General features: G+C 69.8%; 24 protein-coding genes. 14 read left to right on the top strand and 10 right to left on the bottom strand.

Annotation, left to right across the window (positions count from 1 at the left end; all coding sequences use genetic code 11):
* The first annotated feature begins 134 nt into the window (after window positions 1–134).
* Entirely contained in the window at window positions 135–728 is a 594-nt protein-coding gene (locus tag ACIRD8_RS10290; protein ID WP_403988640.1) for a hypothetical protein, read from the top strand.
* A 30-nt stretch (window positions 729–758) separates the two neighbouring features.
* On the opposite strand, the gene ACIRD8_RS10285 is transcribed toward ACIRD8_RS10290, so the two are convergent.
* Window positions 759–1,298, bottom strand: a complete 540-nt coding sequence (locus ACIRD8_RS10285) for a DinB family protein (protein WP_403988638.1) — start codon at window positions 1,296–1,298, stop codon at window positions 759–761.
* Window positions 1,299–1,776: 478 nt separating this feature from the next.
* Here ACIRD8_RS10285 and ACIRD8_RS10280 point away from each other — a divergent pair, with 478 nt between their 5' ends.
* Window positions 1,777–2,727 carry a WD40 repeat domain-containing protein gene (locus tag ACIRD8_RS10280; RefSeq protein WP_403988636.1) on the top strand — a complete coding sequence of 317 codons (951 nt, stop codon included), beginning with the start codon at window positions 1,777–1,779 and terminating at the stop codon, window positions 2,725–2,727.
* 13 nt (window positions 2,728–2,740) lie between these two features.
* Here ACIRD8_RS10280 and ACIRD8_RS10275 read toward each other — a convergent pair whose 3' ends face one another.
* The 4 genes from ACIRD8_RS10275 to ACIRD8_RS10260 are packed head-to-tail and all read right to left on the bottom strand — an operon-like array spanning window position 2,741 to window position 4,250.
* Entirely contained in the window at window positions 2,741–3,010 is a 270-nt protein-coding gene (locus ACIRD8_RS10275) for a DUF397 domain-containing protein (protein ID WP_403988634.1), read from the bottom strand.
* Window positions 3,003–3,191 (bottom strand): DUF397 domain-containing protein, encoded by a 189-nt coding sequence (locus ACIRD8_RS10270; RefSeq protein ID WP_403988632.1) that lies wholly within the window; start codon window positions 3,189–3,191, stop codon window positions 3,003–3,005. Before ACIRD8_RS10270 ends, ACIRD8_RS10275 begins: the two co-directional genes overlap by 8 nt.
* A gap of 10 nt (window positions 3,192–3,201) precedes the next feature.
* A complete protein-coding gene (locus ACIRD8_RS10265; protein WP_403988630.1) occupies window positions 3,202–3,393 on the bottom strand; it encodes a DUF397 domain-containing protein in 192 nt (63 codons plus the stop codon).
* Window positions 3,394–3,404: 11 nt separating this feature from the next.
* Window positions 3,405–4,250, bottom strand: coding sequence for a helix-turn-helix domain-containing protein (locus ACIRD8_RS10260; RefSeq protein WP_403988628.1), 846 nt, complete (start codon window positions 4,248–4,250; stop codon window positions 3,405–3,407).
* Between the two features lie 206 nt (window positions 4,251–4,456).
* On the opposite strand from ACIRD8_RS10260, the gene ACIRD8_RS10255 reads away from it, so the two are divergent.
* Together ACIRD8_RS10255 and ACIRD8_RS10250 are read left to right on the top strand one after the other, a co-directional pair.
* Window positions 4,457–4,924 (top strand): ATP-binding protein, encoded by a 468-nt coding sequence (locus ACIRD8_RS10255; RefSeq protein ID WP_403988626.1) that lies wholly within the window; start codon window positions 4,457–4,459, stop codon window positions 4,922–4,924.
* A gap of 169 nt (window positions 4,925–5,093) precedes the next feature.
* Window positions 5,094–5,675: a Uma2 family endonuclease gene (locus ACIRD8_RS10250; protein ID WP_403988624.1), complete on the top strand. Its 582-nt coding sequence runs from the start codon at window positions 5,094–5,096 to the stop codon at window positions 5,673–5,675.
* A gap of 49 nt (window positions 5,676–5,724) precedes the next feature.
* Here ACIRD8_RS10250 and ACIRD8_RS10245 read toward each other — a convergent pair whose 3' ends face one another.
* Both ACIRD8_RS10245 and ACIRD8_RS10240 read right to left on the bottom strand, forming a co-directional pair.
* Window positions 5,725–7,326 carry an adenosine deaminase gene (locus ACIRD8_RS10245; RefSeq protein ID WP_403988622.1) on the bottom strand — a complete coding sequence of 534 codons (1,602 nt, stop codon included), beginning with the start codon at window positions 7,324–7,326 and terminating at the stop codon, window positions 5,725–5,727.
* Window positions 7,327–7,395: 69 nt separating this feature from the next.
* Entirely contained in the window at window positions 7,396–8,034 is a 639-nt protein-coding gene (locus tag ACIRD8_RS10240) for a histidine phosphatase family protein (RefSeq protein WP_403988620.1), read from the bottom strand.
* A 206-nt stretch (window positions 8,035–8,240) separates the two neighbouring features.
* On the opposite strand from ACIRD8_RS10240, the gene ACIRD8_RS10235 reads away from it, so the two are divergent.
* The 6 genes from ACIRD8_RS10235 (at window position 8,241) to ACIRD8_RS10210 (ending at window position 16,325) form a co-directional block, all read left to right on the top strand.
* Window positions 8,241–8,627 (top strand): hypothetical protein, encoded by a 387-nt coding sequence (locus ACIRD8_RS10235; protein ID WP_403988618.1) that lies wholly within the window; start codon window positions 8,241–8,243, stop codon window positions 8,625–8,627.
* Complete coding sequence (locus ACIRD8_RS10230; protein ID WP_403988616.1) at window positions 8,624–10,399, top strand: alpha/beta hydrolase; 1,776 nt, start codon at window positions 8,624–8,626, stop codon at window positions 10,397–10,399. Before ACIRD8_RS10235 ends, ACIRD8_RS10230 begins: the two co-directional genes overlap by 4 nt.
* A complete protein-coding gene (locus ACIRD8_RS10225) occupies window positions 10,396–10,953 on the top strand; it encodes a hypothetical protein (RefSeq protein ID WP_403988614.1) in 558 nt (185 codons plus the stop codon). Before ACIRD8_RS10230 ends, ACIRD8_RS10225 begins: the two co-directional genes overlap by 4 nt.
* A gap of 100 nt (window positions 10,954–11,053) precedes the next feature.
* The gene (locus tag ACIRD8_RS10220; RefSeq protein ID WP_403988613.1) at window positions 11,054–12,061 is read left to right on the top strand and encodes an NlpC/P60 family protein; all 1,008 of its coding nucleotides are present in this window, start codon (window positions 11,054–11,056) and stop codon (window positions 12,059–12,061) included.
* 301 nt (window positions 12,062–12,362) lie between these two features.
* Window positions 12,363–13,094 (top strand): phosphatase PAP2 family protein, encoded by a 732-nt coding sequence (locus ACIRD8_RS10215; protein WP_403988611.1) that lies wholly within the window; start codon window positions 12,363–12,365, stop codon window positions 13,092–13,094.
* Between the two features lie 240 nt (window positions 13,095–13,334).
* Window positions 13,335–16,325, top strand: a complete 2,991-nt coding sequence (locus ACIRD8_RS10210; protein WP_403988609.1) for a tetratricopeptide repeat protein — start codon at window positions 13,335–13,337, stop codon at window positions 16,323–16,325.
* Here ACIRD8_RS10210 and ACIRD8_RS10205 read toward each other — a convergent pair.
* Entirely contained in the window at window positions 16,322–16,510 is a 189-nt protein-coding gene (locus tag ACIRD8_RS10205) for a hypothetical protein (RefSeq protein ID WP_403988607.1), read from the bottom strand. The genes ACIRD8_RS10210 and ACIRD8_RS10205 overlap by 4 nt on opposite strands.
* 152 nt (window positions 16,511–16,662) lie before the next feature.
* On the opposite strand from ACIRD8_RS10205, the gene ACIRD8_RS10200 reads away from it, so the two are divergent.
* Together ACIRD8_RS10200 and ACIRD8_RS10195 are read left to right on the top strand one after the other, a co-directional pair.
* On the top strand, window positions 16,663–17,547 hold the full coding sequence (locus ACIRD8_RS10200; RefSeq protein ID WP_403988605.1) for a hypothetical protein: 885 nt from the start codon (window positions 16,663–16,665) through the stop codon (window positions 17,545–17,547).
* 116 nt (window positions 17,548–17,663) lie between these two features.
* A complete protein-coding gene (locus ACIRD8_RS10195) occupies window positions 17,664–17,873 on the top strand; it encodes a hypothetical protein (protein WP_403988603.1) in 210 nt (69 codons plus the stop codon).
* Between the two features lie 105 nt (window positions 17,874–17,978).
* On the opposite strand, the gene ACIRD8_RS10190 is transcribed toward ACIRD8_RS10195, so the two are convergent.
* Entirely contained in the window at window positions 17,979–18,326 is a 348-nt protein-coding gene (locus ACIRD8_RS10190; protein ID WP_124273934.1) for a metal-sensitive transcriptional regulator, read from the bottom strand.
* Window positions 18,327–18,547: 221 nt separating this feature from the next.
* On the opposite strand from ACIRD8_RS10190, the gene ACIRD8_RS10185 reads away from it, so the two are divergent.
* Together ACIRD8_RS10185 and ACIRD8_RS10180 are read left to right on the top strand one after the other, a co-directional pair.
* Complete coding sequence (locus ACIRD8_RS10185) at window positions 18,548–19,168, top strand: DUF47 domain-containing protein (protein WP_073743490.1); 621 nt, start codon at window positions 18,548–18,550, stop codon at window positions 19,166–19,168.
* 5 nt (window positions 19,169–19,173) lie between these two features.
* Entirely contained in the window at window positions 19,174–20,172 is a 999-nt protein-coding gene (locus ACIRD8_RS10180; protein WP_403988601.1) for an anion permease, read from the top strand.
* A 208-nt stretch (window positions 20,173–20,380) separates the two neighbouring features.
* Here ACIRD8_RS10180 and pstB read toward each other — a convergent pair whose 3' ends face one another.
* Window positions 20,381–21,157 (bottom strand): phosphate ABC transporter ATP-binding protein PstB, encoded by a 777-nt coding sequence (pstB, locus tag ACIRD8_RS10175; RefSeq protein ID WP_403988600.1) that lies wholly within the window; start codon window positions 21,155–21,157, stop codon window positions 20,381–20,383.
* Window positions 21,158–21,184: the final 27 nt, after the last annotated feature.

Below are 21,184 nucleotides of genomic sequence, written 5' to 3'. Positions count from 1 at the left end.
TCGTCCGTTCACCGCCCCGCATCCTGAGTCGGGCTGGCGGCTGCCCCGATCCGGCGGAGGCCGGTCGCCAGGCGGTCGGGCTGGGGCGGTACAGGGGAACGCCCCAGCCGATCGGGACGACGAGGAGACGAGAGATGCGGTTGCGGTGCAGGGTCACGGTCGGTGCGGCAGTCCTGGCGCTGGCGGTGGTCAGTGGCTGCGGCGGGAGCGGAAACGGCGGGGGGAGCGGCGGGGGGAGCATTCCCGCCGACGGTGACGGGCAGTCCGCCGGCAGCGGGGGCCGGCTCATGGACAGCGAGACGAACGGCCGCCTGAGCTTCCCGACCATGGCGGACATCGAGACGTTCGTCAGCCAGCGCACCACGTGCACCGATCTGCACATGGAGGACAGGGACTCCGAGTTCGAGGACGACCCGGAGGTGGTGGGCGTCGGAAAGCTCTGGGGCATCAAGGAGCGTGCCGTCTGCTGGGACGCGGACGGCGGCGGAGTCACGCTCATGTCCGTCGACGACATGAAGAGCTTCCAGACCCAGGCGGAGAAGCTCGAGCACAACGGGTACCTCGTCGGAGAGGACTTCGCCATCACGGGTGGCAGCACCACGAGGGACAACCTCAAGGACTCCGGACTCCTCGCACTCGTCTGCGACCCGGAGGAGCAGATTCCCAGTGGCTACAAGAAGGAAAAGGCGCTCGTGGACGGGTGCACGCTGACCGACTTCATCTCCTGAAGCCGGTCGGGCGGCGAGCGGCCGGCGAGATCAGGTCAGGACCATCCACCTTCGCCCGTCGATGAGTTCCCGGGCCGCGTCGAGGTGGCCGGCGTGGCACGCCGTCTCGGTGATGACGTGGAGCAGGACGTCCCGCAGGGTGTGCAGGTGTGGGTCCCCGAACAGGTGGTGCGGCCACCAGGCCAAGGGGGCGTCCGCCGCCGATGACGCGATGACGGCATCCGCTCGCTCCGTCTCCGCGCGGTACCGGCGGAGAATGTCGGCGGGCGGTGTGCCGGACGCCACCTGCCAGGCGTCCTCGATGGCGTCCAGCGCGTCGATGACCTGCCTGTCACCGGCGAAGACAGCCCCGAACCAGAAGCGTTCGACATCGAGCGCCAGGTGCTGGACCAGCCCCAGGCAGCTCCACCCCGAGGGCAGTACGGGTCGGTGCAGGGACTCGTCGTCCAGCCCTTCGAGGGCGCCCAGAACGTGACGGCGCTGTCCGTCGAGGAAGGACCGGAGGGCCCGTATCTCCGGGTCTGCGTCCGTGGTCACCTGCTGTGCGGGGGCGCGCGATGCGTCGGTCATAGCTACAGATGATCTCGCTGCGAGGGCTGCCGTGCGGCCGGTTTCGGGACATGGCGGCCCACCTGTTGGTGTCCGCGAGCGCGCCGGGCCCTTAGGGGGTGCTCCAGGGCCTTGCCGGATACCGGGCGGCGCGCGCGGGGACGATGCTCGATGCCTATCTGACCTCGCTCAAGGTCCCTCCGCTCGGCGCGAGTTGCCCGGCCATCGAGCCGAGCGGCTGAGGGCAGATTTCTCCCCCTTGACCTGTCCGGAGCGCCCGAGGGAGGACATCTGCCCCTACACTCGCGCCGAGTGCGCACCTTGATGAGCAGGACTCGAAGGGGGATCGGGGATGGGCCTTGCATGGCGTGGAAAGGGGCGACGACAGGGCGGGCTGCTGGCCGCGACTCTTGTTCGTACGTTGCCCTGCAGTTCCGGTCCCACCGTCGCGATCACGCCATGTGGCGCGATCGGTGTGTGCGGCGGCGGGGCGGAACCTGTGCGGTTGTGGGATCTCGCCACGGGCGATCTGCTGCGGGAGCTCGGTACGGACGGAGCCGGCGCGGTGGCCGTCTGGACCGATGGACACCGGGTGCTGGCGAGCGGCGGCGGCCGGATCGACTGCTGGACCTCGCCGACCGGCTGGGACGGGCGTCTCGACACCCACAAGCTCGGCCGGGTGCCCGGGCGGTGGGGCCCGCTCGGCTCGGGGGCCGGAAGCGACCGGAATTCGGTGGCCTTCGACGCGGACGGGCAGCTGATCCTGGGCTGCTGCACGGACCTGTTGGTCCGTCAGTGGTCCCTGGGTCAGGGGGCTTGCGTGCAGAGGCTCACGGGCCACGGAACACTGCCGCACGTGGTGGACCTCAGCCGTGACGGGAAGCGAGCGGTGACGGCCGACATCCATGGCGAGATCCGGGTGTGGGACGTGGACGGCGGCACCGGCACCGCCTTCGGTGGACCGGACGACTGGGTCAACTGCCTCTGCCTGAGCGCCGACTCGCGGACCGTCCTGGTCGCGGGCCAGAGCCAGGGCCGTACGCTCTGGACGATGGACGCCGTCACCGGAAAGGTCCTCCAGACCTTCGAGAGCGAACGGCCGTACCGTGCGACGCACGAGGACGAGGACGACGAGGACGACGAGGACCGGTCGACCGAGGTCCAGACGGCCCAGCTGTCCAGGGACGGGAAGTATGTGGTCAGCGGCGGTGAGGACGGCCTCGTCCACATCTGGGAGACGGGCACGGGCCGCAGCGTCCGGACCCTGGAGGGGCACACCGGTAGCGTCTCGGCACTCGCGCTGACCCCCGACAACCGGTATCTGATGTCGGGAAGCACGGACCGCACCGTGCGGCTCTGGAAACTCGACTGGGACGTCGGCGGCCACTCCCACCAGGACTCCGAGCAGCAGGTGCGGGAAGCCACCGTGCGGCGGTGGAAAGTCGGCTGAACCCGAGGCGTTCTCACGCCGGTTTCCGGTTGTGACGCAGGCCGGTCTCCGGGAACGGTTCCACGGGGGGCTCGGCGAAGTGGTCGAATTCGCCGGCCGCGACTCCCTTGGCGAACGCCTCCCACTTCGGCACGGTGGTGGTCACCACCGTGCCGGGGTCGCCGGTCTCCCGGAGGTACACGAGCTCGCCGGGTCCGAACGCGATCTCGATCCATGGCCCGGGACCCTGCGCGTCCTCGGGGGCGGCACGGGTCCAGACGAGGTCGGTGGATACGTCAGCCACGGCCGTGGGTCTCCTTGACGGTACGGAGGAGTTCGGCCCAGGCGGCGGGGGTGGCCCGGAGTGTCGCGCCGCTGGGGTCGCCGCTCTCGGTGAGGGCGACGGATCCCTGGTCCACGGCGACGTGGACGCACGAGTTGCCTTGAGCGCAGTAGGACGACTTCTGCCAAGCGAGTGCGGACATTCTGGTTCCCTCACAGGTTTCGGTTGTGGGTTTCCTTGACGGTTCGGACGAGGGCGGCCCAGGCGGTGGGGGCTGCCTGGAGGATGCCGCCGCTGGGGTCGCTGCTCTCGGTGAGGGCGACGGAGTTTTCGAAGGCTGCGACGTGTACGCAGGCTTCGCCTTGGGCGCAGTAGGACGACTTCTGCCAAGCGAGTGCGGACATCTTGGATCCCTTCACAGGTTCCGGGCGATGGTGTGTACGAAGTCGCGGGACTCCGCGGGCGGGAGTGCGATGGCCTCGATCCGGCTCAGCAGCACGCGGTACTTCTGCAACTGCGCTTCCGTGTTGAGGAACACAGGTCCGTGCGACTGGTCCAGGTTGACGCTGTCGAGCTGTGGTACGGCGCCGTGGATGTAGTAGATCGACTGTCCTGATCCGGCGAAGGCGCCGGCGGAGAACGGAATGACCTGGAGCACGACATGGGCGTGCTCGCTCATGTCCACGAGGTGGTCCAGCTGTGTGCGGGCGACGTTCCGCCCGCCGAACTGCATGCGCAGGGCTGCCTCATGGATGACCACGTGTTGCGGCGTCGGCGGATCGCGGAAGAGCACGGCCTGACGCTTGATGCGGAACGAGATGCGGTGCTCGATGTCAGGCGGTGACAGTTCCGGCGCGTCCTGGCGGAAGATCTCACGGGCGTGCTCCGGTGTCTGGAGGAGCCCGGGGATGTGCACGGTGACCGCGGTGCGGAGCCGCTTCGCGTGGTGCTCGACCTCGGCGAGATCCAGGAGTGGTGCGGGCAGGATCTCCCGGTACTCCTCCCACCAGCCGCGCGTCCGGTCGGTGGTCAGATCGCAGAGCGCCCCGATGACCTTCTCGTCCGCATACCCGTAGTAGCGGGCCATGGCCCGGACCCTTTCCGGGCTCACCCCGACGCGGCCTGCCTCCATGTTGCTGATCTGGTTCTGCTTCACGCCCAGCAGCAGGCCCGCCTGCGTGGCGGTGAGGCCGGCGTGCTCGCGGAGCCTGCGCAGCTCACTGCCGAGACGCAGTTGACGGCCCGTCGGGTGCGTTCTCACCGGCCGGTTCGCCTCCTTGCGCGCCTCGTCACCCGGACGGGTGGTAGTTCACTCATTACTCAGCTTTCGGTTAATACATTAGCCACAGCTGGCTACCGTGGTTCCCAGGCCACTCGCCCGGAAGTACCCCGCTCGACGGAGCGGCCTCGTCACCGGGCCATGCGACACCGCACACCCCAACTGACCCTCCGTGAACGGAGACTTCCATGCCTCTGGCCACCGTAACGCCGCCCTGGGCGTACACCCTCCAACTTCCGCAGGATCCCCGCGCTCCCGGGATCGCCCGGGCCACCCTGCGGACCGTGCTGCTGGTGCACGGGATGCGGGATCTCGTCGACACCGCCGAACTGCTGGCGAGCGAGCTGGTCACCAACGCGTACCGGCACTCCTCGGCGCCGTACTCCCTGCGGCTGCGCGGGGCGGGGCGGAACCGGGTGCGGGTCGGGGTGTGGGACACCAACCCCGTGATCCCGGCCCCGTTCGGCGGCGGCGCCATGGGTGAGCCGCCCGCGCTGGCCGAGCGGGGTCGTGGGCTCCATCTCGTACGGGAGTGTGCGGCGAGCTGGGGCGCGTACCCGATCAGGGGCGGGCTGCCCGGGCAGGGCGGGAAGGTGCTGTGGGTCGAGTGCGCGGCGCACGCGGAGTGGGAGTGTCAGTGGGGTGATCTATCGTGACTGTGAGTGATTGATGGAACTGCGATGACCGATGGGGGACCTGATGTCCGAAGCGTATGCATGCCTCTGGCAGTACGGTGAAATCACCGCAGAGCATGGGGCGAGCCCGTCTGCGGCATGCGTTTCCGCGGGTATGACACCCCCCTTTCCGGTACGGAGGTCGAGACCTATGTCCGTTCCGCCACCCTTGCGTCCGCGTCCGGGCAACCTTCGCGAGGTCGCCGAATCAATTGAGCAAGCGACAGGCCTGCGGGTGCAGGTCGTGGGGGGAAGCGTCGTGATGTCTCCAACTCCGCGTGGAAAGCACGCCGGCGTGATCTACCGCCTTGAGCAGACCATTCGACCCAAGCTGCCACCGGAGTTGGTGGCAGCGGAGGCGGTCTCGGTCGAGATGCCCGATGACGCCGACGACTACGTCACTCCGGACCTGACGGTGTGCCCGTCGGGGTTTCTCGAGTCGGACGACTGGTTGCTGGAGCCGCGCGATGTGGAACTCGCCGTGGAGGTCATCTCCCAGTCGGAGAAGGCGAGGAGCATCAGTCAGAAGGCTGACTGGTACGCCGTAGCGGGCGTCGCCTCTCTGCTTGTCGTCGACCCCAGGCATGGCACGTGGGCTCTCCACACCCGCCCGGAGGGCGGGGGATATCAGGACGTCCTGCTGGGCAAATTCGGGGAGTCCATCCCGCTGCCGGGCCCTCTCGGAATCGCCGTGGGGACGGACGGGTTCCCGGTGTACGGCACGTCCGACTAGGCGGGGCGCGGGCCTGCTGTCGGTTCGGGCCCGCGCCCCCTCCGGGAGGTCAGCCGGTGTAGCGCGCTTCGAAGGTGCGGAAGGCGCGCTCCTGGCGCAGCTCCAGGGCGGCCTTCGGGTGCCGGGCCGTGAACCGGGCGCAGCGTGCCGAGTCCAGGGCCCGGCACTCCTCGACGGGGCGGAAGCCCTGGCGTACCGGGTCGGGTCGCCACAGGCTGCGGCCCGGCAGGAAGGAGTACTCCAGGGAGGCCCGGGCCAGGTCCTTCAGCTCCGGATAGCCGAGTCCGTACGTACGGGCCGCGCGGCGGTACTCCTGGCCGATGTCACCGCGGGAGACCCCGGGGTCGTCCGTGGACAGGACCACGGGGACTCCGTACTTCCGGTAGACGGGGAACGGGTGCTCGGCGCCCTCGACCTGGAGGATCTGCGCGTTGCTGGTGAGCGGCACCTCGACGGCGATCTGGCGGCGTGCCATGTCGCGGGCGAGGCGCTGCCAGCCGTTCTCGTGCACGAGGTCGACGCCGTGGCCGATGCGTTCGGCCTGGCCGGTGCGTACGGCGTCGTCGATGTGGAAGGTGAGGTCCTCGGGCTTCACCAGGCCGGGGACCAGCTCGCCGGCGTGCAGGGTGATGTGGGCGCGGGGGTAGGCCCCGTGCAGGTAGTCCAGCATGCGCATGTGCAGGCGGTAGTCCCGCAGGGAGATCTCGCCGTCCTCCGGCTGGACCAGGTTCACGGCGACGAACCGCTGGTCGCGTTCGGCGAGGCGGAGGCCCAGGGCGATCTGGGTGAAGACGCGCTCCGGGGCGCTGTTGCGGGACACCTGGGAGATCCAGCGCACCGTGATGCGGCATGCGGGGCCGGGGTTGCCGGTGGCGCAGCGCGCGGTGTCGCGGAACTCGGTGTCGGCGGCGTCGGCCTCCTGCTTCGCGGTCGCCACCAGCTGGTCCAGCCTTCCGCCGGCGAGCAGCTTGCGGTGCAGGGCTGCGAGGTCGGCGTCCCAGCCGACCTCGGCGGCCAGCTGCTTGGCGCCGTCCGAGGCGGGGGTGACCATGGTCTCCAGATACGACTGGTTCTGCGCCGCGGCGGTGCCCGCCACATCGGCCAGCATCTTGCCGCGGTGCGAGGTCGCGGCGCCGAACTTCCCGAACGTGGCGAAGAAGTGGTCGTGCCCGGACTCGTTCTGCGGGAAGTCCTGCATGGACCAGGCCCGGACGATCTGCTGCCGGAAGGCGGCATCTGTGAGGGCGTCGGCGGCGGGCCGGGTGCCGGTGACGCACGGGGGTGCGACGGCCGTCGTCGTGGCGTCGATACAGAGGCCGTCCTCGGCCGCGAGCTGGATGAGGTACTCGGTCCGCACCGCGCCGGAGAGGTGGTTGTGCAGGTCACCTCCCTTGGGCAGGTCCCGGTAGAAGCGGGCGGCGTCCTTCGGGTGGCTGTCCAGCCAGGCGGCGGTGCGGGCCTCGGCGGGGGTGTCGGCCCGGGGCGGCGGTGCGTAGGCGGGGGCGGCGGCGGCCCGGGCCGGTGTGCCGGTGGGCAGTGAGGCGGCCAGAGCCGCTGCGGCGAGCCCGGCGGCGGTCAACAACCGGAGGCTTCGCGATGAGTTGTGGTGTACGGAGATCACGCCTGCATGATCACGAAGAGCCGTGCGCATGACCCCGGGCCGCGAGGGCGGTGCCCCGTAAACCATCCGTCCGGGTGACGACCGGCCGCCCGGGCCGCCTTACGCGCGGAGTTCCGGGGGGAATCCGGTCCAGCGGAGGTCCTCCGGGAGGTGGCCCATGTCGTTGACCATGAGCAGGGCCGCGGGCCTGCCGGGGGCGTACCGGATGACGGTCAGTGCCGCGTTGGCGTGGTTCAGGCCCAGCCAGCGCCAGGCGGGGGCGTCGAGGGCGTCGCGTACCAGCCAGGCGGCCAGGAACGCGTGGGTGACGACCAGTTCGTGGCGGGGCTCCTCGCCGTCCGCCGGCCCGGTGAACCGTGTCTCCGCGGCGGCGGCCAGCTCCGGGCCCCGGCTGCGTTCGGCCTCCGGGAACTGCTCCACGAACGCGAGGAACCGGTCCGCCGACTCCTCGGGGAGCTCCTCGCGCCGCGGTACGTACGGGACGTAGTCCCCGGCCGGTTCCGCGGCCTGGAGGGGGATGTCCCGGCGGAGCTGCTCATGGACCAGCCGGGCGGTCTGCGCGGCCCGGGGAAGCGGTCCGTGGTGGATGGCTGAGAGGGGTATGCCCCGGAGCCGCTCACCGAGCAGGTCGGCCTGGCGCCGCCCCTGTTCGGTGAGTTCGGTCTCGTCCGGGGATGCCTGGGCGTGGCGGGCGATGTAGAGGAAGCGGGGTGCGGTCGTGGTGGCCGGGGTGGTCATGGGCGCCCTTTCGGCTGGTCCGGTGGATGCCGGGATGGACGGTGTCCCCACCGGGTTGGTTCCGGGTCGCGCGTTCGGGTGATCTTGGCGGAGGGCGTTCCTTGCGGGGGCGGGGCTGCGGGCCCACGTCGTGGGGGTGCCCGGCGTGTCGGGTACGCCGCGTTTGGCACAGTGCCGCTCCGTGATCGATGAACGGGGTGAGTGGGATGACCGTAGTGCACGGGGCGAGTGATCCGGTGGGGAAGCCGGGCGGGGGTGGCGGGGGTGACTGCGGGCCGAGGCTGAAGCACAGCGACGGCCCGTGGCTGCGGGCCGCCGGGGGCGCGGACGAGCTGGTGGCCCAACTGGCGCCGGTGCGGGGCGAGTTGGGTCTGGCGCACCAGGGGCTGATGGCGGGGGCGGGCAGGCTGAGTGCCCTCGCGGAGCTGGCGGCCGTACGGGAGTCGTGGGAGCGGCGGATCCAGGCGGCGCAGGGCGAGTGCGGAAGCCTGGCGGCCAAGCTGCGGGACGTCGCCCGGACGCAGGGAGCCACGAACGAGGCCGTCAGGTCGTCCTTCGCCTCGGTGCTGCCGTGCGGGGGTGACGAACGGTGACGTCGACGCTGACCTGGGCGCAGTTACGGGACCTGAAGTGCGCCGAGCTGGAGGGCGCGGCCGACGGGTGGGGCAGGTCGAGCAACCGTGCCGACGCGGCGCGTGACCGCATCGAGCAGCAGCTGCTCACCGGGCTCCGCGAAACGCAGGAGGGCGAGGCGGCGCAGGCGGCGGTCGCACGGCTGCGGCAGCTGGGGCGGAACTTCCAGTACGTGTACACGGAGTGCGGGCTCCTCCGTACGACGCTGAACTCCCTGGCCCACGAGATGAAGACTCAGCAGCGGGTGCTGAAGGATGCGCTGGACGATGCGGCCGCGCTGAAGTTCACGGTGCACGCGGACGGCTCGGTGACGTACCCGGCGGGCGGCGAGGGCCTGGTCGACGGCGCGCCGCTGCGGGGCGGCACGGCGGCCTCGAACGGGCTTCCGGGGCTGGTGCCGCCCTCGGGGCTGGTCGCTCCGAACCCCAACGTGGCCAAGGCGCAGGACGTCGCGGACCGGGTGGCCGGGGCGGTGCGGGCGGCTGCCGAGATCGACTGGCGGTACGCGGGGATCCTGCGCCGGCTGAAGGCGGAGGAGGGGCTGAAGGTCCCGGACGCCACGTGGAAGGACGCGGCGGGCGACGCGGCGGCGGTCCGGGACGCGGCGGGGGCGTACCTGAAGGACGCGATCCCGCGCGATGCGTCTCCTGCGGAGCGGCGGGACTGGTGGGCGGGGCTGACCCAGGAACAGCGCGAGGAGTACCTCGCGGTGTACCCGGACCAGATCGGAAACCTGGACGGCATCCCGGCCCTGGTCCGCGACGCGGCGAACCGGGACAACTTGTCACTGCTGATCGGCGAGCTGGAGGGCCGGGACGACGAGAAGTCGGCGACGCAGCTGGCGGGGCTGCGGGAGATCGACCGGCAGTTGGGGGCGGGGACGCAACCGCCCATGTTTCTGCTCGGCATCGGCGACGAGGGGAACGGGCGGGCGATCGTTTCGTTCGGCAACCCGGATACGGCGAAGAACGTGGCGGCGTACGTGCCGGGGTTGAATACGTCGCTGGACAGGGACTTTGCGGAGGGCGATCTCAAGCGTGCCAGGGACACAGCCATTGCTGCCCAGGACATCGATCATTCCAGCGCGGTGATCGCCTGGTTGGGGTATGACGCTCCGCAAACCCCTGACGGCTTTGCGAGTTTTGCGGTGATGGGCGACGAGAGAGCTAACGAGGGCGGGCGCGCCTTTAGTGATTTCATGGGCGGAATTGTGGAGACGAATGAAACAGGTGACGCTCACCTGACGGCGATTGGCCATTCGTACGGCTCGCGCACAGTGGGTGCGGCGACACAGCAGGGGGACGGCATCCCTGGAGTCGATGACATCGTTCTCGTGGGCAGCCCTGGGGTCGGCGTCGATAATGCCGATGACCTCAAGGTGGGAAGCGGGCATGTGTTTGTGGGTGCCGCTGAGAACGATGTTGTGACAAAACTCCCGTCCAAGCAGCAGGTAGCTGTCGGGGCGGCGACCGGCCCCTTCGCGTACTTCGTCGGAGACGTCATGGACCAAGGGGACGATGACTTGTGGTTCGGTAAGGACCCGGCTAGTCAAGCATTCGGCGCGAGACGCTTCCCGGTCGACGAAGGTCCGCACCTGGTGGGTCCTCGTGGTGTCTCGATCGACGCCCATTCGCAGTATTTTGATCCGGAAAGGGACGCCGTATCGGCGGATAGCATCGCTCTCATCACTGCCGGTCGGTCAAGTGAAGTCAAGATGGAGGAGCCGCGTTGATGCGCTCGGTCCGGGGGTTGGCGCTCTTGCTGATCTGTTTGTCGCCAGTCGGGTGTGCTGGCGAGGTTATTTCGACGAGTAGCGAAGGGCGATCCGGCATGGATATGCAAGAGGCCGCTGATCGAGCAGATTCCATTCTCGACTCCGCGTTGAATGAGATTCAGCCGAAGGTCAACTGGGCCCACGGGATCACAACCACGGGAAGCTGCGATGTATCCCGCAGGCGTGCCGTTATGACTAGTATTTCGCCTGAGCGTAGGGGCAGCTTCTTGGGTCTGATGGATCGGCACTGGAGGAAGAGCGGCTACCGAATCAAGGCAGTGAACAATAGTGCGGAGCTTCCTGCGATTTACGCCCAGACCGACGAGGGGTTCGGTGTGAGCCTGCGCTTCGGCGGCCAAGGGCAGGCATTCTTCCAAGTGGACAGCCCCTGCGTGGACAAGTCCGAGGTGGCCGAGTCGACCACGCCGCCGAACGGTCCGGCCTACGAGGGCGTCTACCCCCTTCCCCGCCCCAACATCCGCTCGCCCTTCTGGTCCGCCGGCGCCCCCTGACCCCCCGCGGCCGCCCCTGACGCCCCCTCATGCCCCCACCCACCCGTACACACCAGCGAATCGCGTCGTGAACCGCGCCCGAATGGGGGATGGTTGAGGCGTGCGGAAATACTGGGTGTTCGTCGGCGGTGGGGTCGGGCTGGGCCTGTGCTTCATCGCCCTGCTCGTCGTCGGTACGTACTCCGCCGCCGCCGGGATCGCCGGGGCGGCGAGTGGGGCCGTCGGGCTGGCCAAGGGGGCCGTGCCTGCGCGGTATCAGCCGCTCGTGGAGAAGTGGGGCAACCTCTGTCCCGCCATCAACCCCGCCCTCCTGGCGGCCCAGTTGTACCAGGAAAGTGGCTGGAATCCGCGCGCGCAGAGTCACGCCGCCGCGCAGGGCATCGCGCAGTTCATCCCCGGGACCTGGGCCTCCCACGGCATCGACGGGGACAACGACGGCGACCGGGACGTATGGGACCCCGCCGACGCGATTCCCTCCGCAGCGTCCTACGACTGCGAGCTCGCCGGGTACGTCAAGAAGGTGCCGGGCGACGCGACCGACAACATGCTCGCCGCCTACAACGCGGGCGCCTACCGCGTGATCCAGTCCGGCGGTGTGCCCGCGATCAGTGAGACGCAGAACTACGTCAAGATCATCCGTTCCCTGGAGAAGAGCTTCGCCAAGCCGGTCGGCCGGGTGCAGCCCTCGCAGCAGGCGGCCGGGGCGATCTACTTCGCGCAGAAGAAGCTGGGTACGCCCTATCTCTGGGGTGGGAACGGGACGGCGGACCAAGGGGGCCGGTTCGACTGTTCCGGGCTGACCCAGGCCGCGTACCGGACGGTCGACATCGAGCTTCCCCGGGTGGCCAACGACCAGTACAACGCCGGGCCGCACCCCTCCCGCGAGGAGCTCCTCCCCGGTGACCTGGTGTTCTTTTCGGACGATCTGAACAACTCGCGGGCCATCCACCACGTGGGCCTCTACGTCGGTGGCGGCTACATGATCAACGCGCCGTACACCGGTGCGGTCATCCGGTTCGACAAGATCGACACCCCCGACTACTTCGGTGCGACAAGGGTCACGAAGGACGGCGCGGCGGCGCTTCCGACCGCGCTCCCGGAAAGCTGACAGCCAGTCGGCCGTGGCCGGAACTCTCCGTGAAGCCCGGGCCCTGAGCTGCGACGATGAGTCACTCTTCGATAACGTCATGGTGATCATTCGGTGGAGAGCGGAACGCAGAGAGCTGACAGGTCGTTCCCTGGACTGGGACAGCATGCGCACATGACCATGCGTGACTGTCCAGACCGGTCGAGCGTGACGGCATCATGGCGTGACGCGGCACCGAATCCGCACCGACCACGGGGGTCAGACCAAGGCGACGCACGCCCTTGTGCGTCGCAGCAGCAGACAAGACAAGGGGCCGCGGCAGATGGCTGGACTCGCACTCGATGGGTCGAACCCCGACGTCAGCCTGCTCTACGACATCAATGGGCTGGCGAAGGCCGCTCCGACCTGGTTCGACCGGGTCATGGAGTTCGTCGGTGAATTCGGGATCATGCTCGGCATGGTCCTGGCGGTCCTGTGGTGCTGGTGGAGCGTGCGCCGACGCGGGACGACCGAGGACTCGGTGACGGCGGTTGCCGGCCTCGTGTGGGCGCCGCTCGCCGCCGGGATCGCGTTGCTCATCAACATCCCGATCCGGGGTTTCGTGGAGCGGCCGCGTCCGTTCTTCGACCACAAGGGACTTGAGGTCCTGGTGGAGGGGAAGACGGACTTCTCCTTCGTGAGCGACCACGCGACGATGGCGATGGCGATCGCCGTGGGGCTCTTCGTGGCCAACAGGAAGTTCGGCCTGGTGGCGATCGCGCTGGCGCTGCTGGAGGGCTTCTGCCGCGTCTACATGGGCGTGCACTACCCGACCGACGTGATCGGCGGCTTCGCCCTCGGCACGGCCGTTGCCCTGCTGCTCGCCCCGCTCGCGATGATGCTGCTGACGCCTCTGGTGGGGGCCGTGGCCCGCGCCGGTACGGTCGGCCGGCTCGTCCGCTCCCGCACCGTGGTCGCCTCGGCCGACGGACGGGGGGACTCGCAGGGGATTCCCGAGCCGAGCCCGGGTTCCGGCCGTGGCGGTTCGCCCGGCGAGCGGGACCTCGCGGCGTAGGCGGAGCAGAGACCCGGACCTTGCCGCGTAGGAGGAGCAGAGACCCCGACCTCGCGGCCCAGGCGCAGAGACGGACCGGCGGTTCATGGGGGCGTCCCGAGAGGGGCGCCCCTTACGCATGGGCCGAGCGGTACCCGCGACGCATGGGCCGAGCGGTACCCGCGGTGCCTCTCGGCCATGCGGTTCCCGCGCGCCCCGTGACGGGGCATCATGTCCGGAGATCCGGGGGCGGTGGTGCATGTGGCTGGTCGGCGGCCGACGCGGCAGGAAGTCAACCGGCGGCGCGAGCGTACGGGGTTCGTGGGGCGCCGCGGTGAGCTGGCGGTGTTCCGGGAGACGTTCGCGCGCGACCCGGAGGAGCCGGACTTCCCGTTCCTCTTCCATGTGCGCGGGAACGGCGGCGTCGGCAAGTCCACCCTCGTGCGGCAGTGGGAGTCCACCGCCCGCGAGCAGGCCTCCGTGGTCACCGCGTTCGTCGACGATGATGTGCACGACGTGTTCGAGGCGATGGAAGCGGTCAGTGCCCAGCTGGGCCGGCAGGGGCACCCGCTGAAGAGGTTCGACAAGCAGCTGGCGACCTATCGGCAGCGTAGGCATCAGGCCGAGAGCGCCCTCCCCGCACCGCAGCCCGACCCCCTGGACGGCCCGGCCGCCTCGCCGTCCAGCACGGTGGCCGCGCAGGTGGGGCTGGTCGGTCTGGGCATGGTGCCCGGCGTCGGCGCGTTCGTCGGGGCGGTCGATCCGCAGCAGATCGCGCTGGGCGCGGACCGTGTGCGGGCCGCTCTCCACATGCGTCTGCGCAGCCATGACGACGTCCAGCTGGTGATGAATCCGGTAGCCGCCCTCGCCCCGGTCTTCATCGAGGACCTGGCCGATGTCGCGGAGCGGTGCGAGCGCGTGGTGCTGTTCTTCGACGTGTACGAGCGGACCGGGCCGGTGCTCGACGCGTGGCTGCACGACACGGTGTTCGGTGAGGAGTACGGGGGCCTCCCGGTCAACGTGCAGGTCGTGCTGTCCGGGCAGCTGCGTCTGGACAGCCGGGTCTGGGGCGACCGCCTCGGACAGGTCACCGAGGTGAGCCTGGAGGTGTTCACCGAGGAGGAGGCCCGCACGCTGCTCGCCACCCACGGCGTCACCGACGAGCCCAGCGTCGAGCTGGTCCTGCGGCTGTCGGGCCGCCTCCCGCTGCTGGTCGACATGCTGGCCCGGAGCGACCCCGGCGGGGGCGCGGGTGCGGACGATCCGTCGGAGACCGCGGTCGAGAGGTTCTTGAAGTGGGAGCCGGACACGGAGCGGCGCGAGGCCGCACTGGCCTGTGCGCTCCCCCTGCAGATCGATGAGGACATCTACCGCGCGGTCGTCCCGGAGGCCGCCGCCCGGAGCTATGCGTGGCTGCGCGGCTTGGCCTTCGTCTCTCCCCAGGCGGGCCGCTGCCGGTACCACGACGTCGTACGCGCCGCGATGCTGCGTCTGGAGCGGACCCGGTCGCCCGCGCGGTGGCAGCAGGCGCACACCCGTCTTGCCGAGCTGTTCCAGCGGTTGCGGTCGGCGGTGGAGGCGGAGGTCGGCATCGATGACGAGGACCACTGGAAGGACGCCGCCTGGCGGGAGCACCGGCTGAACGAGACGTACCACCGGCTGTGTGCGAACCCTCGTACCGCCCTGCCCGACGCGCTCTGCCAGAGCGCACTCGCCGTCGACCACGATGTCGCCACGCTGCGCCGCTGGGCCCAGATCCTGGGCCGGGCGGGACTCGACACCGACTCGGTGGCCCTCACCTCCTGGGGGCATCGGCTCGAAACCGCGGCCGAGCAGGAGCGGCCGGGCCCGGTCGCGCTGACCTTGTTGCTGGGTGCGTCCGAACTCGACGTACGGGGAAGGGCGTTGGTGCACTCCCTCCGTGCCGCCGAATGCCGGGGTGCGGGTGACGCGCAGGGCGCGCTGGCGGACTGCGAGGCCGCCGTCTCCCTCGCGCCGGACACGGTCCGGCCCCACGCGGGGCTCGGGGAGACCTACCGGATCCTGGGCCGGTACGAGGAAGCGGTCGCCTCCTGCACCCGTGCGGTGGAGATCGACCCGCTGTACGTCCTCGCCTACGGCAGCCGCGGTGACGCCTACCGGAATCTGGGGCGCCACGACGAGGCCCTCGCCGACTTCGCCCGGGCCGTGGAGACCGACCCGCGGTACGCGTGGGCGTACGCCAGCCGGGCGCGGGTGCACGAGGCGATGGGCCGGCAGGACGACGCCCTCGCCGACTACGACCGTGCCGTCGGGATCGACCCGCGCTACGAGTGGGCCCTCTCCAGCCGCGCGCAACTGTTCGAACGGATGGGCCGGTACGAGGAGGCCCTGACCGATTACGGCCGTTCCATCGCCATCGATCCGCAGTACGCCTGGGCCTATGCCAGCCGCGCGAAGGCGTACCAGGCGATGGGCCGGCACGAGGAGGCCCTCGCCGATTACGACCGTGCCGTCGGGATCGACCCGCTGTACGAGTGGGCCATCGGGAGCCGGGCGCAGCTGTTCGAGCGGATGGGGCGGCACGAGGAGGCACTCGCCGACTACACCCGGGCCGTGGAGATCGATCCGCAGTACGCGTGGGCGTACGGCAGCCGTGGGGGGCTCCTCGAGGCGATGGGCCGGCAGGAGGAGGCTCTCGCCGACTACACCCGGGCGATCGAGGCCCAGCCCGGATACGGCTGGGCAGCCGGCAGCCGGGGCGAGCTGTACGAGCGGATGGGCCGGTACGAGGAGGCGGTCGCCGATCTCACGCGGGCCGTCGGGATCGATCCGTCCTCCGACTGGACCCTGTGTGCCCGTGCCCGGGTGTATCTGCGCCTGGGCAGGCACGAGGACGCCGTGGCCGACTGTGCCCGGACCGTCGAGATCGACGCCGAGGACGGCTGGAACCAGATGCTGTACGCCCTCGCACTGCGCGTGGCGGGCGACGGCCGGGGGGCGGAGGAGCGTTTCGGGCGTGCCCTGCGCATCTTCACCGCTGCCGAGGGGGGCGACGACGGCGTGGCCGTGGACGCACGCCAGGGCCTGCTCGTTCTCGCCTGTGCCCTGCTCGACGGTGACGCTGCCGCTGCCCGGTGCGAGGCGCTCCTCGGGATCGGGGAGGCCCTGATCGCGGAGACGGTCGAGGACCTGCTGTTCCTCGGTGAGGTCTTCCCGGAGGCGGGGCCGGGCGCCGAGGCCGCCGTGCGGCGCCTGCGGGAGGCGCTCTAGCCGTCCGTTTCCGGCGTCCCGAGGTGCTCCGCCGCGTCCGTGCGGGCCCGGTCGCGGGCGCGCCGGGCCGGTCCTGACCAGCCGCAGACACAGCGGGCCAGACAGAACGAGCCCCGTTCGACGGTCGTGGTGCTGTGTGCCGGAGCGGGGTTGTGGACGGGGGAGTCCGGGGGGTCCTGATGCACGCGTCCACGCTACCGGGGAGCCGTACGGCGGTCGGCGTGTGGGCCGATCGGCTTCCGGAAGGGCGCCGGTGGCGTGACGAGGTGCTCCGGCCGTCGTTAGGCGAGGCGGGCGGGAACCCGGTCAGGTGTACGTCGTTGGGGGTTGGCAGGCGATGGTGGTGCAGCAGCGCAGGTGCGGAGGCGGGGCACTGGCGGTGTTGGCCCTGACTGTCGCAGGTGTGATGACGGTGGGCAGCGGATGCTCGGGCGCGGGCGGTGACGGTGGTGACGGGGCCGGTGAGCGAGTCGCCGGGGACGGCCCGGCCGGGTCGCCGGCGGCCGTGGTCGGGCGGGCGGCCGAAAGGCTGGCCGATGCGGGCAGCGCCGAGACGCGTACGTCGATGGAGACCGCGGCCGGTGGGACCCGGGTGACGATCAGGGGCCAGGGTGCGTACGACTTCCGCCGACAGCTGGGCCGGATCAAGGTCGTCCTGCCGAAGGACGCCGCCGGGGCCGAGGAGCACCGGCCGATCACGGAGCTGCTGGCACCCGGCGCGCTGTACATGAAGAACCGCGGTGCCGGGGTGCCCGACGACAAGTGGGTGCGGATTGACACGACGTCCCTGGAGGACGGCAATCTGGTCACCGGCGGGGTGACCGATCCGACGGCCGCCGCCGAGCTGCTGCGCGGTGCGGGGGGCGTGACGTACGTCGGGCGGACGGAGCTGGCCGGGGTCACGGTCCGGCACTACCGGGGGACCGCGGATCTCGGGCGGGCGGCGCGGGAGGCGTCGCCGTCCTCGCGCGGGGCGCTGGCCGCCGCGGCGAAAGGGTTCAGCACGGACGCGGTGCCCTTCGACGCCTATCTGGACGACGCGGGTCTGCTGCGTAAGGTGCGCCACCGCTTCACCTTCGCGACCGAGGGGCCGGCGGTGACGGTGGTCTCGACGATGCTGCTGTACGGCTTCGGCGCACCGGTCTCCGTGAAGCTGCCCCCCGAGGAGGACATCTACACGGGGCGGGTCCAGCAGAGCGGGAGTGGCCCGGAAACGCCGTAGGGAGGGGGCCGAAATGGTCCTTCCGTGCCATGCGCGGTGTGTGCCGCGCTCCCTACGCTAGGTCCACACAGGACCCACGGAGTCGGTGCGCCAGGAGTCGGCGACAGCAGAGAGAGGTGACGCAGGTGGTGACGCTCAGCGCTCCGAACGCTCAGGACTGTGTGGCTCTCGCCGAGATCGAGCTGTGCGGCGAGCTCATGATCGCGGCGGCGGGCGCGCTTGAGGACCGGCTCAGTCCCGACCGTATCGACGAGGTGCTCAACGTCGGGGTGGATGCCCCCGAGCCGGTGCCGACGATTCCCCGGCAGGCCCGCCACCGGGGATGACGGGGTGAGTTATCCCTCGCCCGGCTTTCCCTCGCCCGGCTTTCCCTCGCCCGGCTTTCCCCCGCCCGGCTTTCCCCCGCCCGGCTTTGCCTCCCCCGGCCGCCGTCAGGTCCGCAGGAGGCGGGCGATCGCCTTCGTGGCCTCCTCGACCTTCGCGTCGATCTCCTCGCCGCCCTTGAGAGCGGCATCTGCGACACAGTGGCGCAAATGCTCCTCCAGCAGCTGGAGCGCGAAGGACTGCAGGGCCTTGGTGGAGGCCGAGACCTGGGTGAGTATGTCGATGCAGTAGACGTCCTCGTCCACCATCCGCTGGAGGCCGCGGATCTGGCCCTCGATGCGGCGCAGCCGCTTGAGGTGCTCGTCCTTCTGGTGGTGGTAGCCGTGGATCCCGCGGTCGTGGTCGGTGACGACCGCTTCCGTACCGGCTGCGTCGGCGGCCTCGGTGGTGGTCATGGGGTCCTCCCGTTGTCCTCGTGGCCTGCGGTGAGCGTGCCGTTCTGTGCGGTCTGTATACCCCCGCCGGGTATATCGTAACGAATCCAGCCGAAACGTGACCGGGGGGCCGTGCTGATCACTGTGCCCGATGCGCGACACTGAAGAACGCCGGTTAGCCGTGGCCGGATGATGCGCCTAGCATCAGCCTGACCGAATCCAAAGCACCCCGAGGACCCCACGTGCGCTTTCGTCTGACCCCCAGGGAGACGAGCTTCTACGACATGTTTTCCGCATCCGCGGACAACATCGTCACGGGCTCGAAACTCCTGATGGAACTGCTCGGGGCGGATTCTGCCTCCCGAGTCGAGATCGCGGAGCGTATGCGGGCAGCGGAGCACGCGGGGGACGATGCCACCCACGCGATCTTCCACCAGCTGAACTCCTCCTTCATCACGCCGTTCGACCGCGAGGACATCTACAACCTCGCGTCGTCGCTCGACGACATCATGGACTTCATGGAGGAGGCCGTCGACCTGGTCGTGCTGTACCAGATCGACGAGCTCCCGAAGGGTGTCGAGCAGCAGATCGAGGTCCTGGCCAGGGCGGCGGAACTGACCGCCGAGGCCATGCCGAGCCTGCGGACCATGGACAACCTCACGGAGTACTGGATCGAGGTCAACCGTCTGGAGAACCAGGCCGACCAGATCCACCGCAAGCTGCTGGCGCACCTCTTCAACGGCAAGTACGACGCCATGGACGTGCTGAAGCTCAAGCAGATCGTGGATGTGCTGGAAGAGGCGGCTGACGCGTTCGAGCACGTCGCCAACACCGTGGAGACCATCGCGGTCAAGGAGTCCTGAACCTCGTGGACACCTTTGCGCTGATCGTGACCATCGGCGTCGCGCTCGGCTTCACGTATACGAACGGCTTCCACGACTCGGCGAACGCCATCGCCACCTCGGTCTCCACCCGGGCGCTGACCCCGCGTGCGGCTCTGGCGATGGCCGCTGTGATGAACCTCGCAGGTGCCTTCCTGGGCCAGGGGGTCGCCAAAACCGTCAGCGAAGGGCTGATCGCCACGCCCGAAGGCCAGAAGGGGATGGGCATCCTCTTCGCGGCACTGGTCGGCGCGATCATCTGGAACCTGGTCACCTGGTACTACGGCCTGCCGTCCTCGTCCTCGCACGCCCTGTTCGGCGGCATGGTCGGTGCGGCGCTGGCCGGCGGGACGCTGGTGCACTGGGACGGGGTGCTCGAGAAGATCGTCATCCCGATGTTCCTGTCTCCGGTCATCGGCCTGGTCGTCGGCTATCTCGTGATGGTCGGCATCATGTGGATGTTCCGGAAGTCCAACCCGCACAAGGCCAAGCGCGGCTTCCGTATCGCGCAGACGGTCTCGGCGGCGGGCATGGCCCTGGGCCACGGTCTGCAGGACGCCCAGAAGACGATGGGCATCGTGGTGATGGCCCTGGTCATCGCCGATGTCGAGGGCCCGAACGACGAGATCCCGGTCTGGGTGAAGCTCGTCTGCGCGCTGATGCTGTCGCTGGGGACGTACGCCGGTGGCTGGCGCATCATGCGCACGCTCGGCCGCAAGATCATCGAGCTGGACCCGCCGCAGGGCTTCGCCGCCGAGACGACGGGCGCGTCGATCATGTTCGGCTCGGCGTTCCTGTTCCACGCGCCGATCTCCACCACTCATGTGATCACCTCGGCGATCATGGGCGTCGGCGCCACGAAGCGGGTGAACGCGGTGCGCTGGGGGGTGGCCAAGAACATCATCCTGGGGTGGTTCATCACCATGCCGGCTGCGGCGCTGGTCGCCGCGCTGAGCTACGGGATCGTCGTCCTGCTCTTCGGGTGAGCGGGTCCTGGTGGTCGGTGGCCGCTTCGCCCTCAATCGCCGGTCAAGCTTGAAACGATGCCCTCAATCGCCGGGCGGGCTTGATGGTGCTGGGCCGATGGCTGTCATGGGTCCGCCCCCGCTCTCCTGTCGGAGAGTGGGGGCGGACCCTTTCGCCTTGTGGTGGCACCGCCATGCAGCACCCCAAGGCCGTCTGGGGATGTTCCGGTTATCCGAAGCGGCCGGAGATGTAGTCCTCGGTCGCCTGGACGGACGGGTTGGAGAAGATCCGCTCCGTCTCGTCGATCTCGATCAGCCGGCCGGGCTTGCCCACCGCCGAGAGGTTGAAGAAGGCCGTACGGTCCGAGACGCGTGCCGCCTGCTGCATGTTGTGCGTCACGATGACGATCGTGAAGCGCTCCTTCAGCTCGCCGATCAGGTCCTCGATGGCGAGGGTCGAGATCGGGTCGAGCGCCGAGCACGGCTCGTCCATCAGCAGCACCTCGGGCTCGACCGCGATCGCGCGGGCGATGCACAGGCGCTGCTGCTGGCCGCCGGAGAGGCCGGAGCCCGGCTTGTTCAGGCGGTCCTTGACCTCGTTCCAGAGGTTGGCGCCCCGGAGGGACTTCTCGACGATCTCCGACAGCTGACTCTTGCGGTACGAGCCGTTCAGCCGCAGGCCCGCCGCGACGTTGTCGAAGATCGACATGGTCGGGAAGGGGTTCGGGCGCTGGAAGACCATGCCGACCGTGCGGCGCACGGTGACGGGGTCGACCCCGGAGCCGTACAGGTTCTCGTCGTCCAGCAGCACCTTGCCCTCGACGCGGCCACCGGGGGTGACCTCGTGCATGCGGTTCAGGGTGCGCAGGAAGGTGGACTTGCCGCAGCCGGAGGGGCCGATGAAGGCGGTCACGGAGCGGGGCTCCACCGTCATCGAGATGTCCTCGATGGCCTTGTGGGAGCCGTAGTAGGCGGTGAGGCCGCCGATGTCGATGCGCTTGGCCATGTGGATCACTGCTTCTTTCGGGTCGCC

The sequence above is a fragment of the Streptomyces sp. NPDC102451 genome, from assembly GCF_044765485.1.
GTDB lineage: Bacteria > Actinomycetota > Actinomycetes > Streptomycetales > Streptomycetaceae > Streptomyces.
This window is presented reverse-complemented; position numbering and strand designations above follow the sequence as displayed.

Excerpts from the sequence above, each read along its gene's own strand:
- ACIRD8_RS10290 (WP_403988640.1), top strand. The coding sequence starts at position 135 with ATGCGGTTGCGGTGCAGGGTCACGGTCGGTGCGGCAGTCCTGGCGCTG.
- ACIRD8_RS10285 (WP_403988638.1), bottom strand. The coding sequence starts at position 1,298 with ATGACCGACGCATCGCGCGCCCCCGCACAGCAGGTGACCACGGACGCA.
- ACIRD8_RS10270 (WP_403988632.1), bottom strand. The coding sequence starts at position 3,191 with ATGTCCGCACTCGCTTGGCAGAAGTCGTCCTACTGCGCTCAAGGCAAC.
- ACIRD8_RS10265 (WP_403988630.1), bottom strand. The coding sequence starts at position 3,393 with ATGTCCGCACTCGCTTGGCAGAAGTCGTCCTACTGCGCCCAAGGCGAA.
- ACIRD8_RS10255 (WP_403988626.1), top strand. The coding sequence starts at position 4,457 with ATGCCTCTGGCCACCGTAACGCCGCCCTGGGCGTACACCCTCCAACTT.
- ACIRD8_RS10250 (WP_403988624.1), top strand. The coding sequence starts at position 5,094 with ATGTCCGTTCCGCCACCCTTGCGTCCGCGTCCGGGCAACCTTCGCGAG.
- ACIRD8_RS10245 (WP_403988622.1), bottom strand. The coding sequence starts at position 7,326 with ATGCGCACGGCTCTTCGTGATCATGCAGGCGTGATCTCCGTACACCAC.
- ACIRD8_RS10240 (WP_403988620.1), bottom strand. The coding sequence starts at position 8,034 with ATGACCACCCCGGCCACCACGACCGCACCCCGCTTCCTCTACATCGCC.
- ACIRD8_RS10235 (WP_403988618.1), top strand. The coding sequence starts at position 8,241 with ATGACCGTAGTGCACGGGGCGAGTGATCCGGTGGGGAAGCCGGGCGGG.
- ACIRD8_RS10215 (WP_403988611.1), top strand. The coding sequence starts at position 12,363 with ATGGCTGGACTCGCACTCGATGGGTCGAACCCCGACGTCAGCCTGCTC.
- ACIRD8_RS10200 (WP_403988605.1), top strand. The coding sequence starts at position 16,663 with ATGGTGGTGCAGCAGCGCAGGTGCGGAGGCGGGGCACTGGCGGTGTTG.
- ACIRD8_RS10190 (WP_124273934.1), bottom strand. The coding sequence starts at position 18,326 with ATGACCACCACCGAGGCCGCCGACGCAGCCGGTACGGAAGCGGTCGTC.
- pstB (WP_403988600.1), bottom strand. The coding sequence starts at position 21,157 with ATGGCCAAGCGCATCGACATCGGCGGCCTCACCGCCTACTACGGCTCC.